17 protein-coding genes and 1 pseudogene are annotated in these 22,643 nt (G+C 41.3%); 11 read left to right on the plus strand and 7 right to left on the minus strand.

The genetic code is table 11. The annotated features are described in order from the left end of the window. Positions 1-633: sensor histidine kinase (locus GNF10_RS23610; protein WP_185607243.1), on the plus strand; the 633-nt coding region annotated here is incomplete at its 5' end. Between the two features lie 203 nt (positions 634-836). Here the strand turns inward: GNF10_RS23610 and GNF10_RS23615 are convergent. The 3 genes from GNF10_RS23615 to GNF10_RS23625 all read right to left on the minus strand — a co-directional run bounded on the left by GNF10_RS23615 (position 837) and on the right by GNF10_RS23625 (position 3,500). Beyond that, entirely contained in the window at positions 837-1,445 is a 609-nt protein-coding gene (locus GNF10_RS23615; protein WP_185582276.1) for a glutathione S-transferase family protein, read from the minus strand. A gap of 150 nt (positions 1,446-1,595) precedes the next feature. Beyond that, positions 1,596-2,333 carry an SDR family oxidoreductase gene (locus tag GNF10_RS23620; RefSeq protein ID WP_185582275.1) on the minus strand — a complete coding sequence of 246 codons (738 nt, stop codon included), beginning with the start codon at positions 2,331-2,333 and terminating at the stop codon, positions 1,596-1,598. A gap of 177 nt (positions 2,334-2,510) precedes the next feature. After that, a complete protein-coding gene (locus tag GNF10_RS23625) occupies positions 2,511-3,500 on the minus strand; it encodes an adenosine kinase (RefSeq protein ID WP_185582274.1) in 990 nt (329 codons plus the stop codon). Between the two features lie 322 nt (positions 3,501-3,822). Between GNF10_RS23625 and GNF10_RS23630 the strand changes: the two genes are divergently transcribed. Both GNF10_RS23630 and GNF10_RS23635 read left to right on the plus strand, forming a co-directional pair. Continuing rightward, positions 3,823-5,394: an adenosine deaminase gene (locus tag GNF10_RS23630; protein ID WP_185582273.1), complete on the plus strand. Its 1,572-nt coding sequence runs from the start codon at positions 3,823-3,825 to the stop codon at positions 5,392-5,394. 354 nt (positions 5,395-5,748) lie between these two features. After that, on the plus strand, positions 5,749-6,237 hold the full coding sequence (locus tag GNF10_RS23635) for a hypothetical protein (protein ID WP_185582278.1): 489 nt from the start codon (positions 5,749-5,751) through the stop codon (positions 6,235-6,237). On the opposite strand, the gene GNF10_RS23640 is transcribed toward GNF10_RS23635, so the two are convergent. Next, positions 6,152-9,883 carry a HEAT repeat domain-containing protein gene (locus GNF10_RS23640; RefSeq protein ID WP_260446324.1) on the minus strand — a complete coding sequence of 1,244 codons (3,732 nt, stop codon included), beginning with the start codon at positions 9,881-9,883 and terminating at the stop codon, positions 6,152-6,154. The genes GNF10_RS23635 and GNF10_RS23640 overlap by 86 nt on opposite strands. A gap of 178 nt (positions 9,884-10,061) precedes the next feature. Here GNF10_RS23640 and GNF10_RS23645 point away from each other — a divergent pair, with 178 nt between their 5' ends. From GNF10_RS23645 to GNF10_RS23655, 3 genes are all read left to right on the plus strand, one after another. Continuing rightward, the gene (locus tag GNF10_RS23645; RefSeq protein WP_185580626.1) at positions 10,062-10,313 is read left to right on the plus strand and encodes a hypothetical protein; all 252 of its coding nucleotides are present in this window, start codon (positions 10,062-10,064) and stop codon (positions 10,311-10,313) included. 658 nt (positions 10,314-10,971) lie between these two features. Next, the gene (locus GNF10_RS23650) at positions 10,972-11,364 is read left to right on the plus strand and encodes a hypothetical protein (protein WP_185580625.1); all 393 of its coding nucleotides are present in this window, start codon (positions 10,972-10,974) and stop codon (positions 11,362-11,364) included. 199 nt (positions 11,365-11,563) lie between these two features. Next, positions 11,564-11,944 (plus strand): DUF6632 domain-containing protein, encoded by a 381-nt coding sequence (locus GNF10_RS23655; protein WP_185580624.1) that lies wholly within the window; start codon positions 11,564-11,566, stop codon positions 11,942-11,944. Between the two features lie 197 nt (positions 11,945-12,141). Here the strand turns inward: GNF10_RS23655 and GNF10_RS23660 are convergent, their stop codons facing one another. Next, positions 12,142-12,729, minus strand: coding sequence for a Uma2 family endonuclease (locus GNF10_RS23660; RefSeq protein WP_185583661.1), 588 nt, complete (start codon positions 12,727-12,729; stop codon positions 12,142-12,144). Positions 12,730-12,882: 153 nt separating this feature from the next. Here GNF10_RS23660 and fni point away from each other — a divergent pair, with 153 nt between their 5' ends. Further along, positions 12,883-13,932 carry a type 2 isopentenyl-diphosphate Delta-isomerase gene (fni, locus tag GNF10_RS23665; protein WP_185583663.1) on the plus strand — a complete coding sequence of 350 codons (1,050 nt, stop codon included), beginning with the start codon at positions 12,883-12,885 and terminating at the stop codon, positions 13,930-13,932. A gap of 172 nt (positions 13,933-14,104) precedes the next feature. After that, a complete protein-coding gene (gene sppA / locus GNF10_RS23670) occupies positions 14,105-15,940 on the plus strand; it encodes a signal peptide peptidase SppA (protein ID WP_185583665.1) in 1,836 nt (611 codons plus the stop codon). A gap of 64 nt (positions 15,941-16,004) precedes the next feature. On the opposite strand, the gene GNF10_RS23675 is transcribed toward sppA, so the two are convergent. Further along, the gene (locus tag GNF10_RS23675; RefSeq protein ID WP_185583667.1) at positions 16,005-16,562 is read right to left on the minus strand and encodes an HPP family protein; all 558 of its coding nucleotides are present in this window, start codon (positions 16,560-16,562) and stop codon (positions 16,005-16,007) included. A 551-nt stretch (positions 16,563-17,113) separates the two neighbouring features. Here GNF10_RS23675 and GNF10_RS23680 point away from each other — a divergent pair. After that, positions 17,114-19,546 carry a dynamin-like GTPase family protein gene (locus tag GNF10_RS23680; RefSeq protein ID WP_185583669.1) on the plus strand — a complete coding sequence of 811 codons (2,433 nt, stop codon included), beginning with the start codon at positions 17,114-17,116 and terminating at the stop codon, positions 19,544-19,546. A 124-nt stretch (positions 19,547-19,670) separates the two neighbouring features. Next, entirely contained in the window at positions 19,671-20,696 is a 1,026-nt protein-coding gene (locus tag GNF10_RS23685; protein WP_185583671.1) for an LD-carboxypeptidase, read from the plus strand. Positions 20,697-20,892: 196 nt separating this feature from the next. Here GNF10_RS23685 and GNF10_RS23690 read toward each other — a convergent pair. Continuing rightward, positions 20,893-21,129 (minus strand): annotated as a pseudogene (locus GNF10_RS23690) (hypothetical protein); the annotation flags it as partial. Positions 21,130-21,694: 565 nt separating this feature from the next. Between GNF10_RS23690 and GNF10_RS23695 the strand changes: the two are divergent. Next, positions 21,695-22,150 (plus strand): CAAD domain-containing protein, encoded by a 456-nt coding sequence (locus tag GNF10_RS23695; protein WP_185587908.1) that lies wholly within the window; start codon positions 21,695-21,697, stop codon positions 22,148-22,150. Positions 22,151-22,643 lie beyond the last annotated feature (493 nt).

Genomic DNA, 22,643 nt, shown 5'->3' on the forward strand with positions numbered 1-22,643 from the left:
GACTTGGAATATAGCTTAGAAGATTTGCCCAAGATGATTGATTCGATGATGATAGCGTGTGACAGGCTGAAAAATATCAGTACCAGTCTCCGCACTTTCTCCCGTGCCGATCAAGACTACAAAGTACCTTTCAATATCCACCAAGGCATTGATAGTACCATTCTCATTCTCAAGCATCGTTTGAAAGCAAATGAACAACGTCCCGCCATTGAAGTTATTACAAACTACGATAATTTACCTCAAGTAGAGTGTTTCCCTGGTCAATTAAATCAGGTATTTATGAATATCCTGGCGAATGCTATTGATGCCTTGGATGAATCAAATACAGACCGGAGTTTTGGGGAAATTAAAGCCAATCATAATCGGATTATGATTACCACCTCATTGACAGATAAACACATTGAGGTGAAGATTGCTGATAATGGTCAAGGCATGAGTGAATCAGTCAAACAAAAGGTATTTGACCACTTATTTACCACTAAAGGTGTTGGTAAAGGAACAGGGTTAGGATTAGCGATCGCTCAGTCTATCGTTGTAGAAAAACATGGTGGAACTTTGGATGTGAATTCTACCCCAGGCCAAGGAACAGAATTTGTGATTACCTTACCGATTCTGACTCAGACTCAAAGTTAGGGAATTGCAAAAAATAAATTATCCCAATTTTTGGACTCAACACGACTGTTCCTCCCCCCTGTCCTAAATGCAAACCCTTTGGGGAAACAAGCTACGCGTAGCGTCCCGCAGGGATCGGGTGCTGGTGAAGTGGGATGAATAGGTGAATATAATAGCTACGGTGTCTTCCAAAAACTCAAGTTATTAAAGTCAGCTAAATTGCTTTATGCTTTTGGCATGGTAGAGTAAACCGATTGACGTTGATGCAATACTTCAAACCATTGCCTCAATTTAGGATACTCTTGCTGCCAATTATTGCCAAATCTAAGGCTGTAGTAACCCAACCCTGATATAGCTGCCACATCAACAGCACTCAGAGTTTCATTGAATAGGTAGGCTGAGTTAGTCAACTTTTGCTCAAAAACACCTAAAACGCGATGAATGCTGGACTGATACTTAACTTGGGTGTCAAAATCAGCTTGATTCCCTTTACGGGTTTCGTACCACAATCCCACAACATTATCTATCAAACTGTCTGCTAACTCTTCCCCCTGACGACAGCACAAACGCTCAATGCGATCGCCTGGATAAAAACTCGGCTGAGGATAAGTTTCGTCTAGATACTCCACAATCAGCGTTGAATCCCAAAAAACGAGACCATTTTCATCCACCAATACCGGAACTTTCCCAATGGGAGATAAACTCAGAAATTCTGGAGGTTTATTGTTAATGTCTGTTTCTTTGGGTTCGTAAGCTAGTTGCTTCTCTGCTAGGACAATTCTCACTTTACGAGCGTAAGGTGAACGCGGTGCATAGTATAAGATTCGCGCCATATCACTACTATAAATTCAGTATTGTGATTTCCTCTTTTTAATGGATTTGATCCATGATACTGTGATTTGTTTCTTCATCAATTGAGAAGAGTTTGGGCTTGCTGTTTAATACCTAGATACCCTTGTCTAGAGCATTACCCTGCAATGTAGTTAACTTGATGACACCTCAACGACATTTTCCGCAAAACTCTTATAAGCATCGCCCATTTGTTTAGCTATCAAGTCAGGGAAGACGTGAAAATCCCCAGCTTTGAGAGCTTTTATTATCCCGTCTGCCACAAGTGCAGGTGGCTGTGCAACCTCACTCATTCCTGCCGTATCGCCCATATCCGTGGCAATTGGGCCAGGGTGAACACTTAGCACAAGCGTGCCCTGCTCACTCAATAGTTCTCGTAATGTCTGGGTGATTGAATAGGCCGCAGCTTTCGAGGCACAGTAAGTAGCAGAGTCGGGGAAACCTTTGAGCGAAGCAACAGAATTGATTTGGGCAAAGACACCACCTCCATTGGCTTTGAGTACCGGGGCAAATGCCTGAGCCATGTAGATCAATCCATATACATTGATCTTCATCTGAAATTCGAGAGCGGCGATTGCATTCTCAGCTAAGGGAGTTCCAGCTTGAAAAACTCCTGCATTATTGACAACTATTTGCACATCTGGGGCAGTTTGAGCAGCAGCAACAATAGATTGGGGATCACCTAAATCAACCTGAATTGGTACTACCTGATCGCCGTATTGTTCAACCAATGAGGAGACACTGTTGAGCTGACGAACAGCCGCATAGACTTTGGCGGCTCCGTGTTCAATAAACGACTCAACTATCGCCTTGCCGATGCCGCGATTTGCGCCCGTAACCAAAATGGTTTTTTCTTTGATGTCGTAGTTCATTTGGATTTCTCCTTATGGTTTTCCATGATCTGAAAAACCTTGGACAATCGCTCTAAGTTAGGGCAAAGAAATTTAGCTGCTCTCTTGAAGAAAGACTGCGGCTTCCACCGCTCCTTCTAGCATGGTATCATCATCCATCATACGAATCTAGCAACACCAATACTTTTCAAACACCCTCTAAGTAGTAACTAATGCCTTTAATTCCTCAGTTTTTAATCTTGGCCCATAGGATGTAACAATCTTAGAAGCTGCGGCCGATGCTAATTTTCCGGCTTCTTCATAGCTCATACCTTGGGTAATTCCATAGAGGAAAGCTCCTGCATACATATCTCCTGCTCCTACTGTATCTACAGCTTTTACTTGAGGTGCAGTGATTTCGATTAATTTCTGACCATCAAATACTACTGAACCCTTAGCACCGCGAGTAATGGCAAATTTTTTACTCAGGGTTTTTAGTTTGTCTACAGCTACTTGAAAATCTTGTGTATCTGCTAGTTCTAATGCTTCACTTTCATTAGCAAAAATCAAATCTAAACCAGACCCAATGATATCTAATAACCCATCTTTAAAAAATTTCACCATGTTGTAATCAGATAAGGAGATAGCAGTTTTTACACCTGCTTTTTCAGCTATTTCTCTAGCCTTTATAGCTGCTTCTTTTGCTGTGGGAGAAGTCACTAAATACCCTTCTATATATATGTATTCTGAATCAGCAAGCGCTGATGATACTAGTTCTTGTGTAGAAAATTTTTCAGTAATTCCCAAAAATGTATTCATGGTGCGATCTGCATCAGGAGTTACTAACACCAAACATTTGCCTGTAATTCCTGATTGGCGATCGCCATTTTTTAAGTTGGTATCTACCTGAGAATTGAGTAAATCTTCGATGTAAAAGTCTCCAAATTCATCATTAGCCACTTTACAGGAATAAAAAGCTTTTCCTCCTAGTTGACTAATTGCCACTATTGTGTTCGCTGCTGACCCTCCACAACTCTTATGGCAATGAAGATTTTTGAGATTTTCCAAAATATGATTTTGACTATCTTCATCTAGGAGTGTCATTACACCTTTATCAATCTTTAACTCTTGTAGTAACTCTGGAGATATTTCGTATTCTATATCTACTAAGGCATTACCGACACCATAAACATCATATTTCTTGCCCATTGTTTATCTCCGAGAATAATTTCTGTCTGACTCGAACAGAACTGATAATAACAGATAGACAACTCCTTAAGAGTTGCTTGTCGATAATTTCGTAGACCCGCATTTTTCAGTGTCTTTGGGCTACAGCAGTTTTATCTCTGCAAAAAAAAATATCTCCGAAAGCTGGTTGTTTATTTTCAAGCAGGACTTGTCGGTTCAGAGGGAATCACTCCTCGAAATCATCTATCGGTGTTTCAATGCTTATTACTGCAAATAAACGCTACAATGATGCGGCAATTTCAGCAGATAATTATGGTCATGTTTGATAAAAAAATAAATCTATATGCATAGACGAGCGCCCTTATATTTGTTTTTAGGAGTATTAACGAGTTCTAGCTGTTTGATTTTCAGTGTAGTAGCCCAAGTCCCATCTGACTCGCAGCAGTCCTCGACTCGGAGTGAAGCTGAAGCTGCTAGTTGGTTTGAGGCCCATCGCGCCCAGCCAGCCGCTTTACGAGCATTTGTACAGCGAATGCCAAAGGGAGGAGATATCCACAGTCATCTAAGCGGGGCTGTGTACGCAGAACACTATCTGGAGTGGGCTGCCACCGATGGGTATTGTGTGAATCCAAAGGCAGGGACATTAGTTGAGCCTAAAGCTTGCGGTCAGGACATTAGTTATTTTCCAGCCTCAGAATTGTTAAATCGAACATCTGTTTATGATTCCCTAATAAATCGTTGGTCTACTCGTAACCTCCAATTTGCTGGAAAATCTGGACATGACCAATTTTTTGACGCTTTTAGTGGTTTTGGGGCAATATCAGACTCTACGAGCCGTCGGGATGATATGGTCGCGTCAGTAGCAAATCGGGCAGCTTCGCAGCATATTACCTATCTAGAGTTAATGCTTACTGTTCAGGGCAGTGAGGTTCGACAGCTAGGGCGTGAAGTTGGTTGGAATAAAGATTTTGCTCTGATGCACCGTCAATTGCTCAAACGAGGATTAACCAAGCTAGTGACACTCGGCAAGCAGCAATTTACACAGTTGGAGCGCGAAGTCTCGAAAACACTTGGTTGCGGCACTGCATCAGCACAGCCTGGATGTGCTGTGAAAGTGAGCTATTTACAGCAAACGACAAGAACAAAGTCGCCCGTTGAAGTGTTTGCTCAGTTAGCTTATGCCTTTGCACTAGATTCATCGGAAGAGCGGGTCGTTGGCATTAATCTTGTCGCCCCAGAAGACAACCCGATTGCACTGCGCGACTACACCCTGCAAATGCAAATGCTGCAATTTTTCAAACGCCAATATCCCAATGTCAAGGTCGCGCTCCATGCCGGAGAGTTAACCCTGGGTTTGGTTCCGACCGAGGATTTACGTTTTCATATTCGGCAAGCTGTAGAAGTGGCACAGGCATCTCGCATTGGACATGGCGTGGGTATTCTTTTTGAGGAGCGTCCCTTCGAGTTGATGGAGCAAATGCGGCGACTTGGCGTGTTGGTTGAAATCTGTCTGACCAGTAATGAGGTTATTTTAAATGTCCAAGGAGATCAACATCCTTTTAGGGAGTATTGGAAGGCTGGAGTACCAATGACCCTTGCTTCCGATGATGAAGGCATTTCCCGCATCGATTTAAGTCATGAGTATTTGTTAGCAGCAACGAGATATGGACTGGGATATAAAGACCTCAAGCGACTGGCTCGCAACAGCTTAGAATATAGTTTCGCTCCGGGAAATAGTCTCTGGAAGTCGCCTGAGTTTAAGACAATGGTTTCAGCTTGTGCAAGCGATACCCCTGGTGAAACCTCTGTTTCTCAAGTGTGCAGTGCTTTTTTGCACAAGAGCGATCGCGCGCGGATTCAATGGCAGCTAGAGTCTGAGTTTGCTCGGTTTGAGTCATTGCAAAACTGGCTTTGATTGACTTTCATGAAATCGAGCGGCGAATTCGGTGCATTGCAATGCCTACGGCAAGTTTCGTTTTCACAAAGCGACACCAAGATGACACTAAAACAAAACCTAGCGTGGCAAAATTTACTAGAGAAGAGTGGAAATCCTGTAATCTTGACCTTGTAGCGAAATAAGGTGCAAAAACTTGGCATGAAATTGTCTAAAACCAGAGGTAACATCGTTTGAAGTACTCGATTGTGTTCAAAAAAAGTGCCCTTCGTGCGGGAAAGCAATGTGGAATGAATATAATAATCCTCGACACATAAGAACGTTTTATGGGGTAGTAGAACTACAGCTAAAAATTCGTCGATGTCAAAATAAGTCATGTCTGCGGTACAAAAAGCATATCGACCAGAGCAAGAAGGCTCCCTAGCTCTACCACAAAACAAATTTGGTTTGGATGTGATTGCTTATATGATAAAGACCATTCGGGAAACCTCAGAACGCTTAGTCAGTGGTGTAGCATTGAAATATGGCAAAGACAGCCGGGAATATGAAATGACAGGTGGAGTACGCAAAAACGATGCCTGCGGCAGGCTACGCCTACGCATTCCCATTCTGATCGCAATATCTGTTTTATTAGGTGCGACGCATTCCCTGGATTGCGGAAAGATCGGACGCGATAGATTTACGAGACGCTTACGAGATGCGATGAATCGCGTCTTTACAAGGGATTGCTGCTTCCACATTTCGCTTATGTTTTGGCTGGAGGAAGTATTTTTCTTTCCTACTCTCCATCTTTCACTTTCTCTTGTTGATGCCAAGCTTGATAAAAAGCGGGGTAGGGCATACTTTGGGCACACTTCCAGATAACTTCGTAGCAAATATCAAATCGCTCAAAATCATTTTTGTAAGTTTCAGGTGATAAGTAATCTTTCAACACGGTGACAACACTCGGCATCTGTTCCTCTAACATAATTTCCTTTAAGCCTTCTGCCACTTGCCATAGGGTATCATCATCCAGTTGTGGTTTGCCGATTAACCCTACCAAAGCAGTGATCGCTTTTTGGTTGCCAGAGTCAATCTTCCCTAAGCTCAATGCCCCTAGCCTTTGGATAGAATCATCCAGTTGTGGTTTGCCAATTAACTTCACCAAAGCATCAATTGCTTTTTGGTTGCCAGAGCCAATTTTCCCTAAGTTAGATGCCGCTCGCCATCGGATATCATCATCCATCTGTGGTTTGCCGATTAACTCCACCAAAGCATCAATCGCTTTTTGGTTGCCAGAGCCAATTTTCCCTAAGTTAGATGTCGCTTGCCATCGGGTAAAATCATCTATTTGTGGTTTACCGATTAACTCCACCAAAGCATCAATCGCTTTTTGGTTGCCTGGTTCAATTTCCCCTAAGCTCAATGCCGCTTGCCATCGGGTATCATCATCCAGTTGTGGTTTTCTGATTAACTCCACCAAAGCATCAATCGCTTTTTGGTTGCCAGAGCCAATTTCCTTTAAGCTTTCTGCCACTTGCCATCGGATATCATCATTCAGTTGTGGTTTACCGATTAACTCCACCAAAGCATCAATCGCTTTTTGGTTGCCAGAGCCAATTTCCCCTAAGCTTTCTGCCGCTAGCCTTCGGGTAGAATTATCCAGTTGGGGATTGCCGATTAACTCCACCAAAGCATCAATCGCTTTTTGATTGCCAGGGTCAATTTTCCCTAAGCTCAATGCCGCTTGCCATCGGGTATCATCATCCAGTTGTGGTTTCCTGATTAACTCCACCAAAGCATCAATCGCTTTTTGGTTGCCAGAGCCAATTTCCTTTAAGCTTTCTGCCACTTGCCATCGGATATCATCATTCAGTTGTGGTTTACCGATTAACTCCACCAAAGCATCAATCGCTTTTTGGTTGCCAGAGCCAATTTCCCCTAAGCTTTCTGCCGCTAGCCTTCGGGTAGAATTATCCAGTTGGGGATTGCCGATTAACTCCACCAAAGCATCAATCGCTTTTTGATTGCCAGGGTCAATTTTCCCTAAGCTCAATGCCGCTTGCCATCGGGTAGAATTATCCAGTTGTGATTTGCCGATTAATTCTACAAAAGCAGCGATCGCTTTTTGGTTGCCATAGCCAATTTCCCCTAAGCTAGATATCGCTAGCCTTTGGGTAGAATCATCCAGTTGTGATTTTCTGATTAACTCCACCAAAGCATCAATCGCTTTTTGGTTGCCAGAGCCAATTTCTCCTAAGCTTTCTGCCGCTTGCCATCGGGTAGGATAATCCAGTTTTGGTTTGCCGATTAACTCCACCAAAACATCAATCGCTTTTTGGTTGCCTGGGTCAATTTCCCCTAAGATTGATGCCGCTAGCCTTCGGGTAGAATAATCCAGTTGTGGTTTGCCGATTAACTCCACCAAAACAGCGATCGCTTTTATGCGATTTGTCTGAGGCAGTGCTGTTATTGCTCCCACTAGAATTGGTGTGAGAAATTCTACCCACTTGTTTTGTTCAACCTTAAACTCGCTAAAGCCCCATATTACAATTTCCGCCACAATAGCATCTGAATTGACAGAATTTTTCCACTCATCAACCCCCGCAGCAGCGAGAAAATAAGCGCGAAACTCGTAAAATCCCCTTCTGACTCTATCAATAGCTCTGTATTCTCCGCACCCATCATCAAATTCCACCAACGCCTGAATAAACTCTTCTTTCTTCTCGCTCCCCACATCTTCACGTCCCAACCACAGCAAAATCACCTCTTTCCACTCCGGGGCAAAAATGCGATAAACGCCTAGTGCGGGGTTGTCGGGAACATGATTTAGAAACTCGTGCCAATCATCAACTGCCAACGCTGCAAAATATTCCTCAAATGTGGGATGGTAAAAAGCGTAAACTTTCTCTTTCGTTGCTGATTCCGCAGCCAGTCCAACTTCATTTAGCCATCCCAACTTTAACGCTAACCAAAATAAAGAATTTTGCTGTTTTGGATCACCTAATTCCTCACGCACAAACTTATGTCGTAGCCGAAACCATGACGTTTCTTGATCAATTGACCGTTTTGCCAAACGTCCCAACGCAGCGTTTAATTCCTCTTGCTGCTGTTCGGTGGTAGGGAAACGCTTTTCTTTCCACTTGTAAACCTCTTCCACAAACTGCTGATAAAGTCCGGCTTTAGTTTCCGGTAAACCTTTATCGGAACCTTGCCAAGTGCTACACAACAGCGCTAACCGCAAAGGATTTTTAACTAAATCTTGGATGCGCTGACGTTCAGCTTTATCTAATTCCTGCCATAATTTTTCCCCTTTGTCTGCATCCTTGTTGTGAAACCAACGCCCAATAAACTCTTGCACTTGTTGCGGATATTCAAAATTGAGTAACCGATACGTCTCAAAATTTTCTAAAGCGCCTGCGTTTGCTTCCCAAACATTCACCCGACAAGTTAGCACAACCCGCGCATTTTTCACCCATCCCGTCAACTGCTGGAAAATCTCAGTTAATGGTTGGAGTGAAGACATTTCATCTGCTGCATCCAACAACAACCACACACGATTATTCTTGAATAAATCTGTAAAAGTGTTTTCCTGTTCTTCTGTTACACGCACCACTTCTAAAGCATTCTTCAGCCAATCTTGCAATAGATAATTTTCTACACTCTTTCCTTGCAAGTCTGCCAAAGAAATCCAAATTGGTAAACCCAGATTCTTCTTTAATATCCAAAAAGCTATAGTTTGCAACTGAGTAGTTTTTCCCGCACCTGGTTCCCCAATTAAAGCGATGCGGTGTCCTTGAGTTTTACCAACACCATCACAGATAACTTGCTCTAAAAAAGCCTCATGTTCAAATCGCTGCTTCTCTTCATAACTCGGTTCGTAAAGTTGTGAACCTTGTTCTGGGGAAATATCCTCGCTGCACTTGTTCGGTTTGTTACGCTCCACCAATGCTAAAGGGACATGAATTGCCTCTAGCTCAAATTTCATCTCATCATCAGCAAACAGCAACTCATTTGTGGTGAGACGCTTGTGCTTTTCCAGCATAGCGCCGCAGATTTCTTGCCAGTCAGCACCCTGAGATTTTTCTTCTGCAATTTTGGATACTTTACCAGACTTGTTTTTTTGAGCTTCTCGGCATTTATCCCATTCCCCACCTTGCTTAAACAACCAATTGAGGTTTGTTTCTTTATCGATGCTGGGAAACTTGAGCGCAAAAAGCCAAACTTTTGAGTTTGTTCTAGTTTTGGCATTGGTTTGTCCGCGTTTATCCTCAATAATTTTCAAACTTATCAGACAGTTGAGCGCATTCCTAATTGCTTCAGGCTCTAAGCTGCTGTTATAACTCTTCGTCAGTTCTGCCAGTCTTTCTAGTGTAGAATGCGTTACCCATAACTCAGTACCCGCTTGCCAATCGGCTTTGCAGTCTTTTGATTCTTCCGAATTTTCCACAAATGACAGTAAAGCACGCAGCAATATTTCTGCTTGTTTTCTACCAGCATCGTAGCTAAGATTCCGCCCCTTCCGCTCCATGTAAGTACCGTCATCGAAAAGAAAAAATTTTCTAAAAAGTTCTGTGCTTTCCCAAGCCAGACATCTTTCCCAAGCACCCTATGTAGATTCTAAACGGCTTTTAATCAACGCTTGGGAAATTTACTTGTCAATTAATCCCAACCTTAACCTCGATTTGAAATTGAGGTGAGGTAAATAAATGAAAACTCAGCGCAAGCAAAGCCAAAGCACAGGTCAAAAGCTTTATCGCCAAACCATTACGATGTTGTTATTAATACAAACAATTTTAATTGGCGTAAATGCTGAGAACCGCATTCAGCAAGGAGACTCACAAATTGAGGTTTTAATATGGATGGTTAAAGAGTCGATCTCACTTGTGAAACAAGCTAGCAGTTTGCAAGAAAAACAGAAAAAGAGCCTGTTACCCACACATCGCCGTTCTGAGGATTAATAATATCACAAGCCCCTCTTTGCTCGGTGTACACACAAGTTGAATTACCCCCCTCAATCCCCCCTTGGAAAGGGGGGAAGCCGGAAATAAATCTAGTTCCCTCCCCTTTACAAGGCTACCGTGTACACACAAATCATCTGATCCCCCTAAATCCCCCTTAAAAAGGGGGACTTGAAGAAATTTCCCCCCTTTTTAAGGGGGGTTAGGGGGGATCAAAACACTGTTAGACAACTTTATAAGACTTGTGTGTACACCGTAGCCTTAGCAAAGGGTGGGCTTCTTCAGGTTTAAAAAGCAATCAAGTGAACAAGTCCATTTGTTCAGAACACAAGTCCATTTGTTCAGAACACAAGTCCATTCGTTCAGAACACAAGTCCATTCGTTCAGAACACAAGTCCATTCGTTCAGAACACGAGCCTATTCATTCAGAACACGAGCCTATTCGTTCAGAACACGAGCTTATTCGTTCAGAACACGAGCTTATTCGTTCAGAACACAAGCTTATTTGTTCAGAACACAAGCCTATTGTCGTGTAATTACTGAACCAGCAATCCAATCTTATTACAAAAAACACCTTATTTTGCAAGTTTTACTGAACCACTATACTGTCCCATTGAGACACTCTAGAGAGATAAAGTTTAGTAAAAAGTCTGCATTGATGCCACGCCAAAAAAGAAGCTCTACCGTGCTAGAAAAAACTGAACAGAAAGTAATCGGATTTAAATCGATTAATTCCAGCCTCGACTTTGGTGATTCCATCAGCTTAAACCATTTAACCCAGTTAACCGGGCAACTCCGCAACCAGATTGACCAGTATAATATGATGCTAACTGCCATTGACTCTGCAAAGGAACAAATAGAAACCCTTGAAAAGACTATCCGCGAAACATCAGAACGCTTAGTCAGTGGTGTAGTGTTGAAGTATGGCAAAGACAGCCGGGAATACGAGATGATAGGCGGAGTACGCAAAAGCGATCGCATTCGTAGAGCCACCATCACCCGGTTAAAATCCACCGCAGACTCAAAAGCGGCTGCTACACAGACGGCGTAATGAGCAACAAATAGGCATCATTCAGGGTGATTGATGCCCATTGCTTTGCAGACGATTCAGTGTTGAATTAGGTTTAAACCACAAAAAACATCAAGATTCCTAACACTCCCAAGTTGAAGTGTCACTAGTGAGAATACTATTAAAAGTAGGCATTCCATTAGTAAAAACTACCCTGGAAAAATAGTGTGAGGTTGAAGTAATGGATGAGCAGCATCGGTACTTGCCAATCGCCCTTATTGTTGTTGGAATTGCTTTTCTCCTGATCTATCCGTTGATGAATATCTGGCCATCGGGCTGGTCATGGCAACCAGGTCAACACGAATACGAACAGATGATCGTCGGCATTTATGGGACGCTCGGTGTATTTTTACTACGGGCTTCTCGAAAACCAGAAGCGCATCTCAGTTTAATCTGGTTCACCGTCTGGTCGAGTTTTGTTCACGCACTGATCATGGCGGTACAGGCAGTGATTGATCCTGTGGAATATGGGCACTTCTTTGGCGACATTCCAGCATTGATCTTGGTGGCAATTGTCCTTGGTTTCCTAGCGTCACGCGAAGTAGTTTCAGTGCATGAATGAACGCGGCATAACAAATCTAGGACTTACGCAAATTATCTCTCAAACTCTGATTTATCTATGCCGCGCCAGTTGCTTCAAGTCGGGGAACCCGCCCAACGCACTGGTTTCTCTGTGCCTCTGTGGTTCGTTATTCCGTAACTCGTGCGTAAGTCCTAAAATCATTTGAATTTTCCGCATTTCCGATGTAAGAAGGGGCTTTATTCCTCAATCAACTCAAAATCAACTCGCTCATAAATATCACGCAAGGCAATTTGAAATTTGATAGAATCTAAGACTAAAACTGCCTCTTCACTTTCATATTCCTTAAAAATCCATTGCCCTTCTGCTTGCTTTGCAAATTGTTCCACAGCAAAACTATACTGGTCAATCATAATATATTCTTGAAAACCAGGAATTGAACGATAATATTTAAACTTATCTGTTTTGTCATAATTTTTAGTTGAATTTGATAAGACTTCAACAATTAATAAGGGATTCGTAATAATTGTTGTACCTGTTACCTCATAAATAGGCTTACCTTTGATGAGTATAATATCAGGATAAGTATAAAGGCGATGACGAGGTATTGATAATTTCACATCGCCTATGTAAATCTCATAATCTTGTCCTTGTATTGTCAGGGGAAACTTGCGGCAAAAATTAAGTGCAATTTTGTTGTGGTTAGTTGTCCCCCCTTTCATCTGTATAATTTCTCCATCCCTGTATTCATTTTTATATTCAGCTTTCTCTTCTAATTCCAAATATTCTTCTGGGGTGTAGTAGCGCTTTTCTGTTTGTAAAACCATATTAATTAACTCATAAAATGAGGGAATGGATATGTTATCAATAGCGTAACGTAACCTAAAGATAGGGAAAATAAATATTTTTGTTATAAAAATACGGTTGCAGACAATGTAACAATAGCGATCGCAACCCAATCCTTTTAGTCATACCCACCAGTGAACGCCCCTACCAACATCTCTGCACAAACTCAGAATCGCAAAGCCGATCACATTCGGATCTGTTTAGAGGAAGATGTTCAGTCTCATCAAATCACCAATGGACTGGAACGTTATCGTTTCACCCATTCTTGCTTACCCGAACTGAACCATGACGAGATTGATATCAGTACAGCTTTCCTGGGGAAACACCTTGGCGCACCTTTGTTAATTTCTTCCATGACTGGCGGAACAGAACAAGCCGCAATGATTAATCAACGTTTAGCCCAAGTCGCGCAACACTACAAAATTGCAATGGGTGTTGGTTCCCAACGGGTAGCGGTAGAAAAACCCCAAGTGGCTGATACTTTTGCTGTCCGCAAGTATGCGCCCGATGTTCTGCTATTTGCCAACTTGGGGGCTGTGCAACTTAACTATAAATACGGCTTGGATGAATGTCTGCGGGTAGTTGATATCTTAGAAGCTGATGCCCTGATTTTACACATTAACCCTCTACAAGAGTGTATTCAAACTAAAGGCGATACTAACTTTCGCGGTTTGCTTGATAAAATATCTGATTTATGCAGTAAGCTAACAGTGCCAGTGATTGCAAAGGAAGTTGGTAACGGCATATCAGCAGCGATCGCACAAAAACTTCTCGCCTCTGGAGTAGCAGCAATTGATGTGGCGGGTGCAGGGGGTACTTCTTGGGCAAAGGTAGAAAGTGAACGGGCAGAAAATCCCTTACAACGTCGCTTAGGGAAGACTTTTGCCGATTGGGGTTTACCGACGGCAGAGTGCATTACAACTATTAGAGCGATCGCTCCAAATGTACCCTTAATTGCTTCAGGAGGTTTGCGTCATGGATTGGATGTTGCCGCTGCGATCGCTTTGGGAGCAGATATAGCTGGTTTAGCAATGCCTTTTTTACAAGCAGCTGCAATATCAGAGACAGCAGTTGCCGAACTCGCTGAAGTATTAATCGCCGAAATCACCACAGTCTTATTCTGCACTGGCAACGCTACCTTGTATCAGTTAAAGCACTCTGGCACTTTACAGCGCATAGAATGAGTAAATGGGAAATGGGGAAGAAGCAAGGGAGCAGGGGGCAGGGGGAGCAGGGGAAAAGAACTATTTATTGATTCTTGAGCCATACCCAATTCCCAATTCCCAATGCCCAATGCCCAATGCCCAATTCCCAATGCCCAATGCCCCATGCCCAATCCCTAATAACTAATAACTAATGCGTAATTTTATCAAACAAACTTTTGCTAGTTTAGTTGGCACATTATTAGGACTAATTATTTTTGGTGGTCTAGGAACCACTGGACTATTGTTGCTAATATTCGCTGCTAGCTCGTCTAAAGATACTGGGCCAAATGTAAAAGATAAGTCAGTGTTGGTTTTTGACTTGTCGATGAAAATTACTGATAGCGAACCTAGTTCTGACGAACTGTTTCAAAACACACTATCAGGTGTGGATGATGAAAGAATGGCACTCCGCAAAGTTGTAGAAACTTTAGAAAAGGCCCGACGCGATCCGCGAATTGTTGGGATCTACCTCGATTCAACTAGCGCTAGTCAAGCTGGTAACGTCGGCTATGCTTCCCTTAAAGAAATTCGGAAAGCGCTGGAGGAGTTTCGCGCTTCTGGGAAAAAGATTGTGGCTTATGGCAGTGATTGGAGTGAAAAAGAATATTACCTTAGTTCAGTGGCAGATTCCATTGTGCTTAATCCTTTGGGAATGATGGAAGTCAACGGTTTGAGTTCGCAACCGATGTTCTTAGCGGGAGCATTACAGAAGTACGGTATTGGTGTGCAAGTCGTGCGGGTGGGTAAATTCAAAGGTGCTGTAGAACCGTTTATCCTCACAAAATTGAGTCCAGAAAACCGCGAACAAACTCAGAAATTGTTAGATGATGTTTGGGGAGAGTGGCGCACTACTGTGGGAGCAAGTCGGAAAATTGAACCTAATCAGTTGCAAGCGATCGCAGATAGTCAGGCGGTACTAGAAGCCACACAAGCTAAAACTAGCGGTTTAGTCGATCGAGTAGCATACCCTGATGAAGTGGTGAGTGACCTCAAAAAGTTGACAAATAGCGATAAAGACGACAAAACATTCCGACAAATTAACCTGAATAGCTACGCAGAAGTTTCTGGCAAATCTTTGGGTGTAGAACGTAGCTCAAAAAATCAAATTGCCGTTGTTTATGCTGAGGGTGAGATTGTCGATGGTAAAGGTGATGGTGGACAAGTAGGAGGCGATCGCTTTGCCAAAATCTTTAGCAAACTCCGACAAGATAAGGATGTGAAGGCTGTTGTATTGCGGATTAATAGTCCTGGCGGAAGCGCTACCGCATCTGAAGTCATGCAGCGAGAAGTGAAATTAACCCGTGGGGTAAAACCGGTTGTAGTGTCAATGGGTGATGTAGCCGCCTCTGGGGGTTATTGGATTGCTAGCGACTCAAATCGCATTTTTGCCGAACCAAATACTATAACAGGTTCCATAGGTGTATTTGGATTGCTATTTAATGGTGAAAAGCTGGCCAATGACAACGGCATCACCTGGGATTCGGTGAAAACTGGAACCTATGCTGATAGTCAAACAGTTTCACGTCCAAAATCGCCTCAAGAGTTGGCACTTTATCAACGTAGTGTTAACCGCATTTATAATATGTTTCTGAATAAAGTTTCTCAAGGTCGGAAACTCCCAGAACAAAAAGTTGCAGAAATTGCCCAAGGAAGGGTTTGGTCTGGCGTGGCGGCGAAGGAAATTGGTTTAGTGGATGAAATTGGTGGTTTAAATAGTGCGATCGCTTATGCTGTCAAAGAGGCGAAACTAGGAGAAGACTGGGAAGTACAAGAATATCCTCGCACTAGCAGTTTCGGAGAACGGTTTTTTGGGCGTGCAACTGAAGAGGCACGGACTGCTTTAGGAATTGAGGCAACGCAACTTAAACCATCTAACCCCATCATCACTGAATTCCAGAAATTGCAACAGGAAGTAGAGATTTTGCAAAAAATGAATGATCCGCAGGGAGTTTATGCTCGTTTGCCTTTCAACTTGAAGATTGATTAATTTTATCTAGGGGCAATTCATGAATTGCCCCTACATTTTGTGCTTGATTTCTCTAGAGAAAATTTCAAAACCAGTGCTTTGGATACGTCCTTTCTTCCGCTAAATTATTGAAGATCACAGCGCATAACACTAAAATCATCGATCCCTCAAAGGCAGGTGTTAGCAAAAATTGCCAGTCTGGTTTGGTCATCATAACGACTAATGCAACAGCACCCGAAGGTGGGTGTAAAGTTCCGGTAAGCTGCATGATTCCGATCGCACTAGAAACAGCCATTCCCATTGCTAAGGGAGAAGCACCGATAAAATGCAGAATTATCAGACTCACCATAGCAGCTAAAAGATTACCCCCAATAACATTGCGGGGTTGAGCCAAAGGACTATCAGGCACACCGAAGATCAAGACACTCGTAGCACCAAAAGGAGCCATCAGCAAAGGAGAATTAGTTTTTGCAGCAAGGTAAGATGTTGCAGTTATGGCTAAAAAACTACCGATCCAACTCCAAAAAACATGTCGATGATGAGGTCTATCTATTGGACAGGTTAGCGGACAGGATCGCCATCTGCCAAAGGTTTTAAACCAATAATTTTTTAATTTTAACCGAACTTTTTTACCGTCGATCATGAATGAACCACTCGATAATCATGACTCCCTGAATTGACTGAGCAAGGCTTTGCTAAAGTTACAATAACATGACATTTGCCAAAAAGTTCCTAAAAAGTATTCAAATATACAGATTTTTTATTTTATTTAAATTCAGGCTAAACAGGTCAATTGAAGTTGCATAAAAGTCAATACACTTGTAGAGACGGCGATTTATCGCGTCTCAAAACCCCAAAATTTTTGCCAGTAGCCCTTAATGAACCGTATTGCCATAACAGTAGGGCGCGAAGCATTACCCTAAAGTAGCCTTTACTACAAGCTAATCATTAGGGAAAAATGCTTGACGATTAGCTTAGTTAAAATTGACTACAGCGAGGCGGATGAGTTGGCCTCGCCAATGTCGTAATCAGACTTATCTCATGTCAGCCTAATAAGTTTTTAACCAGACACGATCTTTGTGCGTTAAGTGATACCCAGTAACTAAATCGCATCAAATATCTCAGAAATACTACTGAACCATCAAGACAATAAATGTAACTAACATATACATAAATATTGTCAGGATGCTGAATATGTCAGATTTACCGCTTCAGTGCAAAAATTTGAAAGAGCAAGTTGAGTCGATATTACAACTTTTACAACAAGAACCAACGCTACATTCCCAAGATATTACACCTGTACAAACTTCCCTAACTAAAGCGATTTCTCCCAAGTTTGAGATTGTATTTGCAGGTGCATTTAGTGCTGGTAAATCAATGCTAATCAATGCACTCTTGGAAAGAGAACTACTTTACAGTGCAGAAGGACACGCTACAGGTACAGAATGCAAAATTGAGTATGCAGAGCTAGATAAAGAACGTGTTGTTTTAACGTTTTTAAGTGAAGCAGAAATTCGGGAACAAGTAGCTTATTTGTGTCAGCAGCTAGAATTTAAGACACTACCTAATATTAACCAAGAAACTGATTTAATTGACTTGCTATTGCGAAGTGATAAAGTTATTCAGCAGGAAGGTGGTGAGAGTAAATCAGAATGTGCAAAACAAGCGAAGGCATTAATGTTGTTGCTAGAGGGATATATGGCAAACCGCGATCGCATCAACACGGTTAATAATGCTATATATTCAATGGAGCAATTTAATTTTTCTAACCTCAAGGAAGCGGCTGGATATGCCCGTCGCGGTAGTAATAGTGCAGTATTGAAGCGAATAGAATATTACTGTAATCATCCTTTGTTACAAGACGGCAACGTAATTATTGATACCCCTGGTATAGATGCACCAGTAGAGAAAGATGCACAATTAACTTATGCCAAAATTCAACATCCTGATACTTCGGCGGTGGTGTGTGTGCTAAAACCTGCTTCGGCGGGTGACATGACAAAAGAAGAAACAGAACTTTTGGAATTAATGCGGCAAAATGGCGGAGTACGCGATCGCGTCTTCTATGTCTTCAACCGCATCGATGAAACCTGGTACAATACGCAACTACGACAACGATTAGACGATTTAATTAATGGGCAATTTTCTAATTCAAACAAAGTTTATAAAACCAGTGGGTTATTAGGATTTTACGGCAGTCAAATTAAACAGACAAGTCAACTAGATAGATTTGGTTTAGATTCTGTTTTTGCAGAAAGCATTAAAGGTTTAGATGGTAAAGAAGAAACACCACAATTTGTCTATGCGTTTAACAACTACTGCGTAAATTCAGGAAAGTTATCTACCACTAAATTCCGTGTGTCTGTTAACGGCTATGAAACCCCAAATCAAAATTATGTGCGGATTTTGGGAGATTGGGGGAATGAACTGATAGAAAAGCTAATTCAAGATAGTGGTACTGAAGAATTTCGCACAGCTATTACTCGCTATCTTACAGAAGAGAAGCGTCCCCAATTATTTAAGAATCTTGCCGATGATTTGGAAGATGTTTGTATTAAACTAACAAAACATTATCAGAGTGTACAACGTAATTTAGATAGTCAACCCCAAGAAATTGAGAGTATGAAACAGCAAGAGTTGCAACGCCTAAATCAGCAACTCCAGCAAATAGGTAGAGAATTTAGTGAGCATATCACAGAAGAAGTAAATCAAATAATTAATAATTCTTGTGATGCTTTTGAAGCAGACTTTAGACAATTGCAATCACGAATGATTCGCCGTTTAGATGAATTGCTAGATACTTTTTCTGTAGCTTCTGCTTATCAACGTGCAACAATTAGCCATCCTCGCAACGCTACCGCACCTTTAATTGCTATTTTAGTAGAGGCATTTTATTACTTAGCGAATCAATTAGAAGATATTTTGATTGAGTCATCTCAACAAGTTGTTACGAATTATTTTCAGCGATTGATTGAAAAAATTCGCAAGTCAGAATATTATCGCCAGTTGTATCGTTTATTAGATAATGATGGCGGAATTGAACAAGAGATCAGAAATTTAGAAAAAGGAGTTACTCAAGCATTAGTGAGTGCAGCTAGTGTAGAGTGCGATCGCTTCGTGCGAGAAAGTCCGAGATTTTATGATGAAGGCACTTTTTCTATATATCAATTTCGCCAAACTTTATTACAAACTTCTCAAAGCTACGATGCTGAAAGTATCGTAGAAGCAGAACCAGCAATTAGACAATTATTGAAGTTAGATTTTGAGCCAAAAGTTTCGCAAACTATTCGTAAATCTTTCCGTCAAACTATTAACCAAACACTCAAAACTCAGTTATTACCAATGGCAGATCACCAAGCAGATGAAATTTTGCAGCAATATCCACAGGCGCGCGCTTATTTAGAGAAAACACTGCAACAAGAAGCTGAAGAGAAAATTGCGAATAATCGCCGATTGTTGAATGTTGTTGAAGAAAATATTGCAGCATATAATTCAGCAGCTTCTAGCATCAATAATTGTTTACAAACTATGAAATTATATGACCATCTTTTGCCTGTAATTGGTGATTCATTTGACACTAATGGTAAGTTTGCTAATAATGGGTTTGTGATTTCAGATGTTGTATAACAATCCTATTTGATTTGTGAAAACTCGCAGTGTCTAGATCCCCGACTTCTCAAAGAAGCCGGGGATCTAAATTTTTATAATCCTCATCAAAATTCGTCACATCCCAATCCCCAACTGAATGATTATGAATATCAAGCGTCGAGAATTTCTTGCAACCTGTGGGCTGGCTACCTTAGCCACTCAAATACCAACACTTACTGCCCAAGGTAAGCCATCTCTAAACACCATCCACAAGCCGCCCCGCCTGCAAGTTGGCGATACCGTAGGATTGATAGCCCCTGCGGGTATCGTTGACGCTAAAGATATCGAAGCAGCACAGCAATCACTTTCCCAATTAGGGTTAAAAGTCAAGTTGGGGAAGCATATTTTAGATCGTTACGGCTATTTAGCGGGTAAAGACAGCGATCGCGCCCAGGATGTAAACTTGATGTTTAGCGATCGCACTATCAAAGCAATTATTCCCATGCGTGGGGGTTGGGGTTGTAATCGCATTTTACCCTTACTCAACTACTCACTAATCCGCTCCCATCCGAAAATTATCATCGGTTACAGCGATATTACGACGCTTTTGTTAGCAATTAATGCTCGTAGCCAGATGATTACTTTTCATGGGCCAGTTGCTACGTCTACCTGGAATCAATTTACAGTCGATTACTTCAAGCGCATCCTATTTAATGCTGAAGCGGTGACTATGCAAAATCTCAACCCTAGCGAAGTGCGGATGGAGATCATAGCACCAGGAAAGGCGAGGGGTAAACTTATGGGTGGAAACTTATCAGTCCTATCAGCGATGGTAGGTTCACCTTACCTACCTACTTGGAACAAAAGCATTCTGTTTGTGGAAGAAGTTGGCGAGGATGTTTATCGTATAGATAGGATGCTGACGCAGTTAAAAACTGCTGGGATACTTAATCAAATTGCTGGCTTTATCTTTGGGCAATGTACTAAATGTAGTCTTGGGGATGAACCGTCATTTACATTAATGCAAGTATTGCAACAACACATACTTCCTTTAGGTATTCCTGCTTGGTACGGTTCAATGATTGGTCATATTAAGGATAAATTTACTTTACCAATCGGTGTAGAAGTGGAAATAAATGCTGAACTTGGGACAATACGAATGTTAGAGGCCGCTGTTAGCTTTGTGTGAATGAGGCAGGAGGTTGGAATAAAAAATAGTGGCTCACATTTTATCTAAATTGCAAGCCACTAAATTGGAGATTTTGGTGTTCTTGACTTTAATCCTTGCTCGTGTCTGACTTTTCACTGTAGCTGTGCCTTGACTCCCCCACTATATTTGCAGCATTCAGACAAAGGACTATGTGTATCAAGTTTGGAAATGCTTACTAATGACGACCAAACCATTTAGAAGCGATCGCTCCTAAAGCTGCTCCGACCATTGGATTACTGAGAAACTTCAGAATCCCTGGTTGTTCAGCCATCACCTCTTGAAAGATGTCAGGATGGCTATGATATGTGAAAGATGCCAGCTTGGTGAGGTCATCTGCACTGATGCGGTTAGGGTTGTGGGTAGAAAGCCCCAAATCTCGCTCCAGATGGCGCTCGTCTAGACCTCTTTGCTTTATTTAGTTTATATACATCTTCTCTCTAAACATTGAATTAAATTATCTTAATATTTAATCAATCGAAGTAAATAAATATAGTCTCATAACCCACAAGTATGAGAAAAATGTTCTAGTATTAATGTATTACTAATTGTAAAAGTTATTTTAACCAAATTTTTGTAAATATTGTGACTAGTTTCTAGCATTTATGTGACTATTTCCTAGCAGTAAATGTCAAAACTAAAATTAGCTAAATCAATATACAGCATTAAATCTAGCTAGCTTAATATATTTATCCTTGCACTTAAATCCAATATCCTTACATTGTTAAAGGTTTATTTAATTAAGTTGTAATACCTGCTTTATCACTCTTTTAGAAGATAAAATCTATGCCAAAAGATTGATGAGAAGAAAGTATAAAAATGTCTAAATATTATTAAATTCCTAATAAATTTGCAAATAAATATTTAGCTGCACCGCTAAGGAGTGAGAAATCTAGTTGCAAAGCAAGTGTTGCAAAAATTGCTAATAACAAAGTATGAACTTTAAAACTGCTCTCATTACAGAAAATCAGGAGATAATTATGGATACAGAATTACAGCAAGATCAGTATGTCGATACTGCCTCCCCAAACCAGATAAAAGCACTTAAAGGTTCAGAGTCTGGAAACCTGGCAATGTTGCCACCCGCCTCGGAAAATGAAGAACAATGGCAAAAAATTGGTAGACAGATTTCTATATTTTTGGTAAAAATACCTGAGTACATAGGTAGTTTTTACCAAGAATACAAAATGCTGATTATCGGCTTTGCGTTGCTTGTGATAACAGTTACGGCACTAAGGATTTTTCTAGCGGTACTCAACGCCATAAATGATATTCCCCTACTTTCCCCATTTCTCGAATTAATTGGACTTGGTTACACAATTTGGTTTACTTTCCGCTATTTGCTCAAAGATTCGACTCGGCAAGAATTAGCAGCAGAAATTCGCTTGCTTAAAAAACAAACTCTAGGCAGAGAAGAATCACAGACTTTAAACTAACTAAAGTACCGTGGCGGATACAGTGTATCTGAACTTTTGGTCAAGTAAAAAGCTGAGTTTTGCTTGACCATTGTATAAAACTAACTGTAGATTCTTGGTGTTCTTCTCTTCGAGATGCTACGTGATGGCGGTTCGATAAATTAAGCTTTTTAGCACTTTTGCGTAAGTCCTATCTTACACCACATCAGCTAAATTAGCCGGAAAAAATGTATGATCAAGACAAATAAATTAGCTTCGCTAACAACAACAGTATTTCTTTCAACATTGCTAACAGTCCCTCTGCTTTCTAGCTGCAGCGGAGGTTCCCAAAATGCTACGCAACCTCCAATTGACGATACTGTTGGAAGAAATTTAAATAATCGCGCTCCCGTAAATCAACTTTGTACAGATTATAAATAGATGGCGTTTAAGCGTCATTCTATTTTTTAATAAAAACTTTTTCCGTATTTCAAGTTAATAAGACTCATAAGTAGAATATCAAGCATTATTATAC

The organism is Nostoc sp. UCD121, assembly GCF_014222285.1.
In the GTDB taxonomy this organism is placed as follows: Bacteria; Cyanobacteriota; Cyanobacteriia; order Cyanobacteriales; family Nostocaceae; genus Nostoc.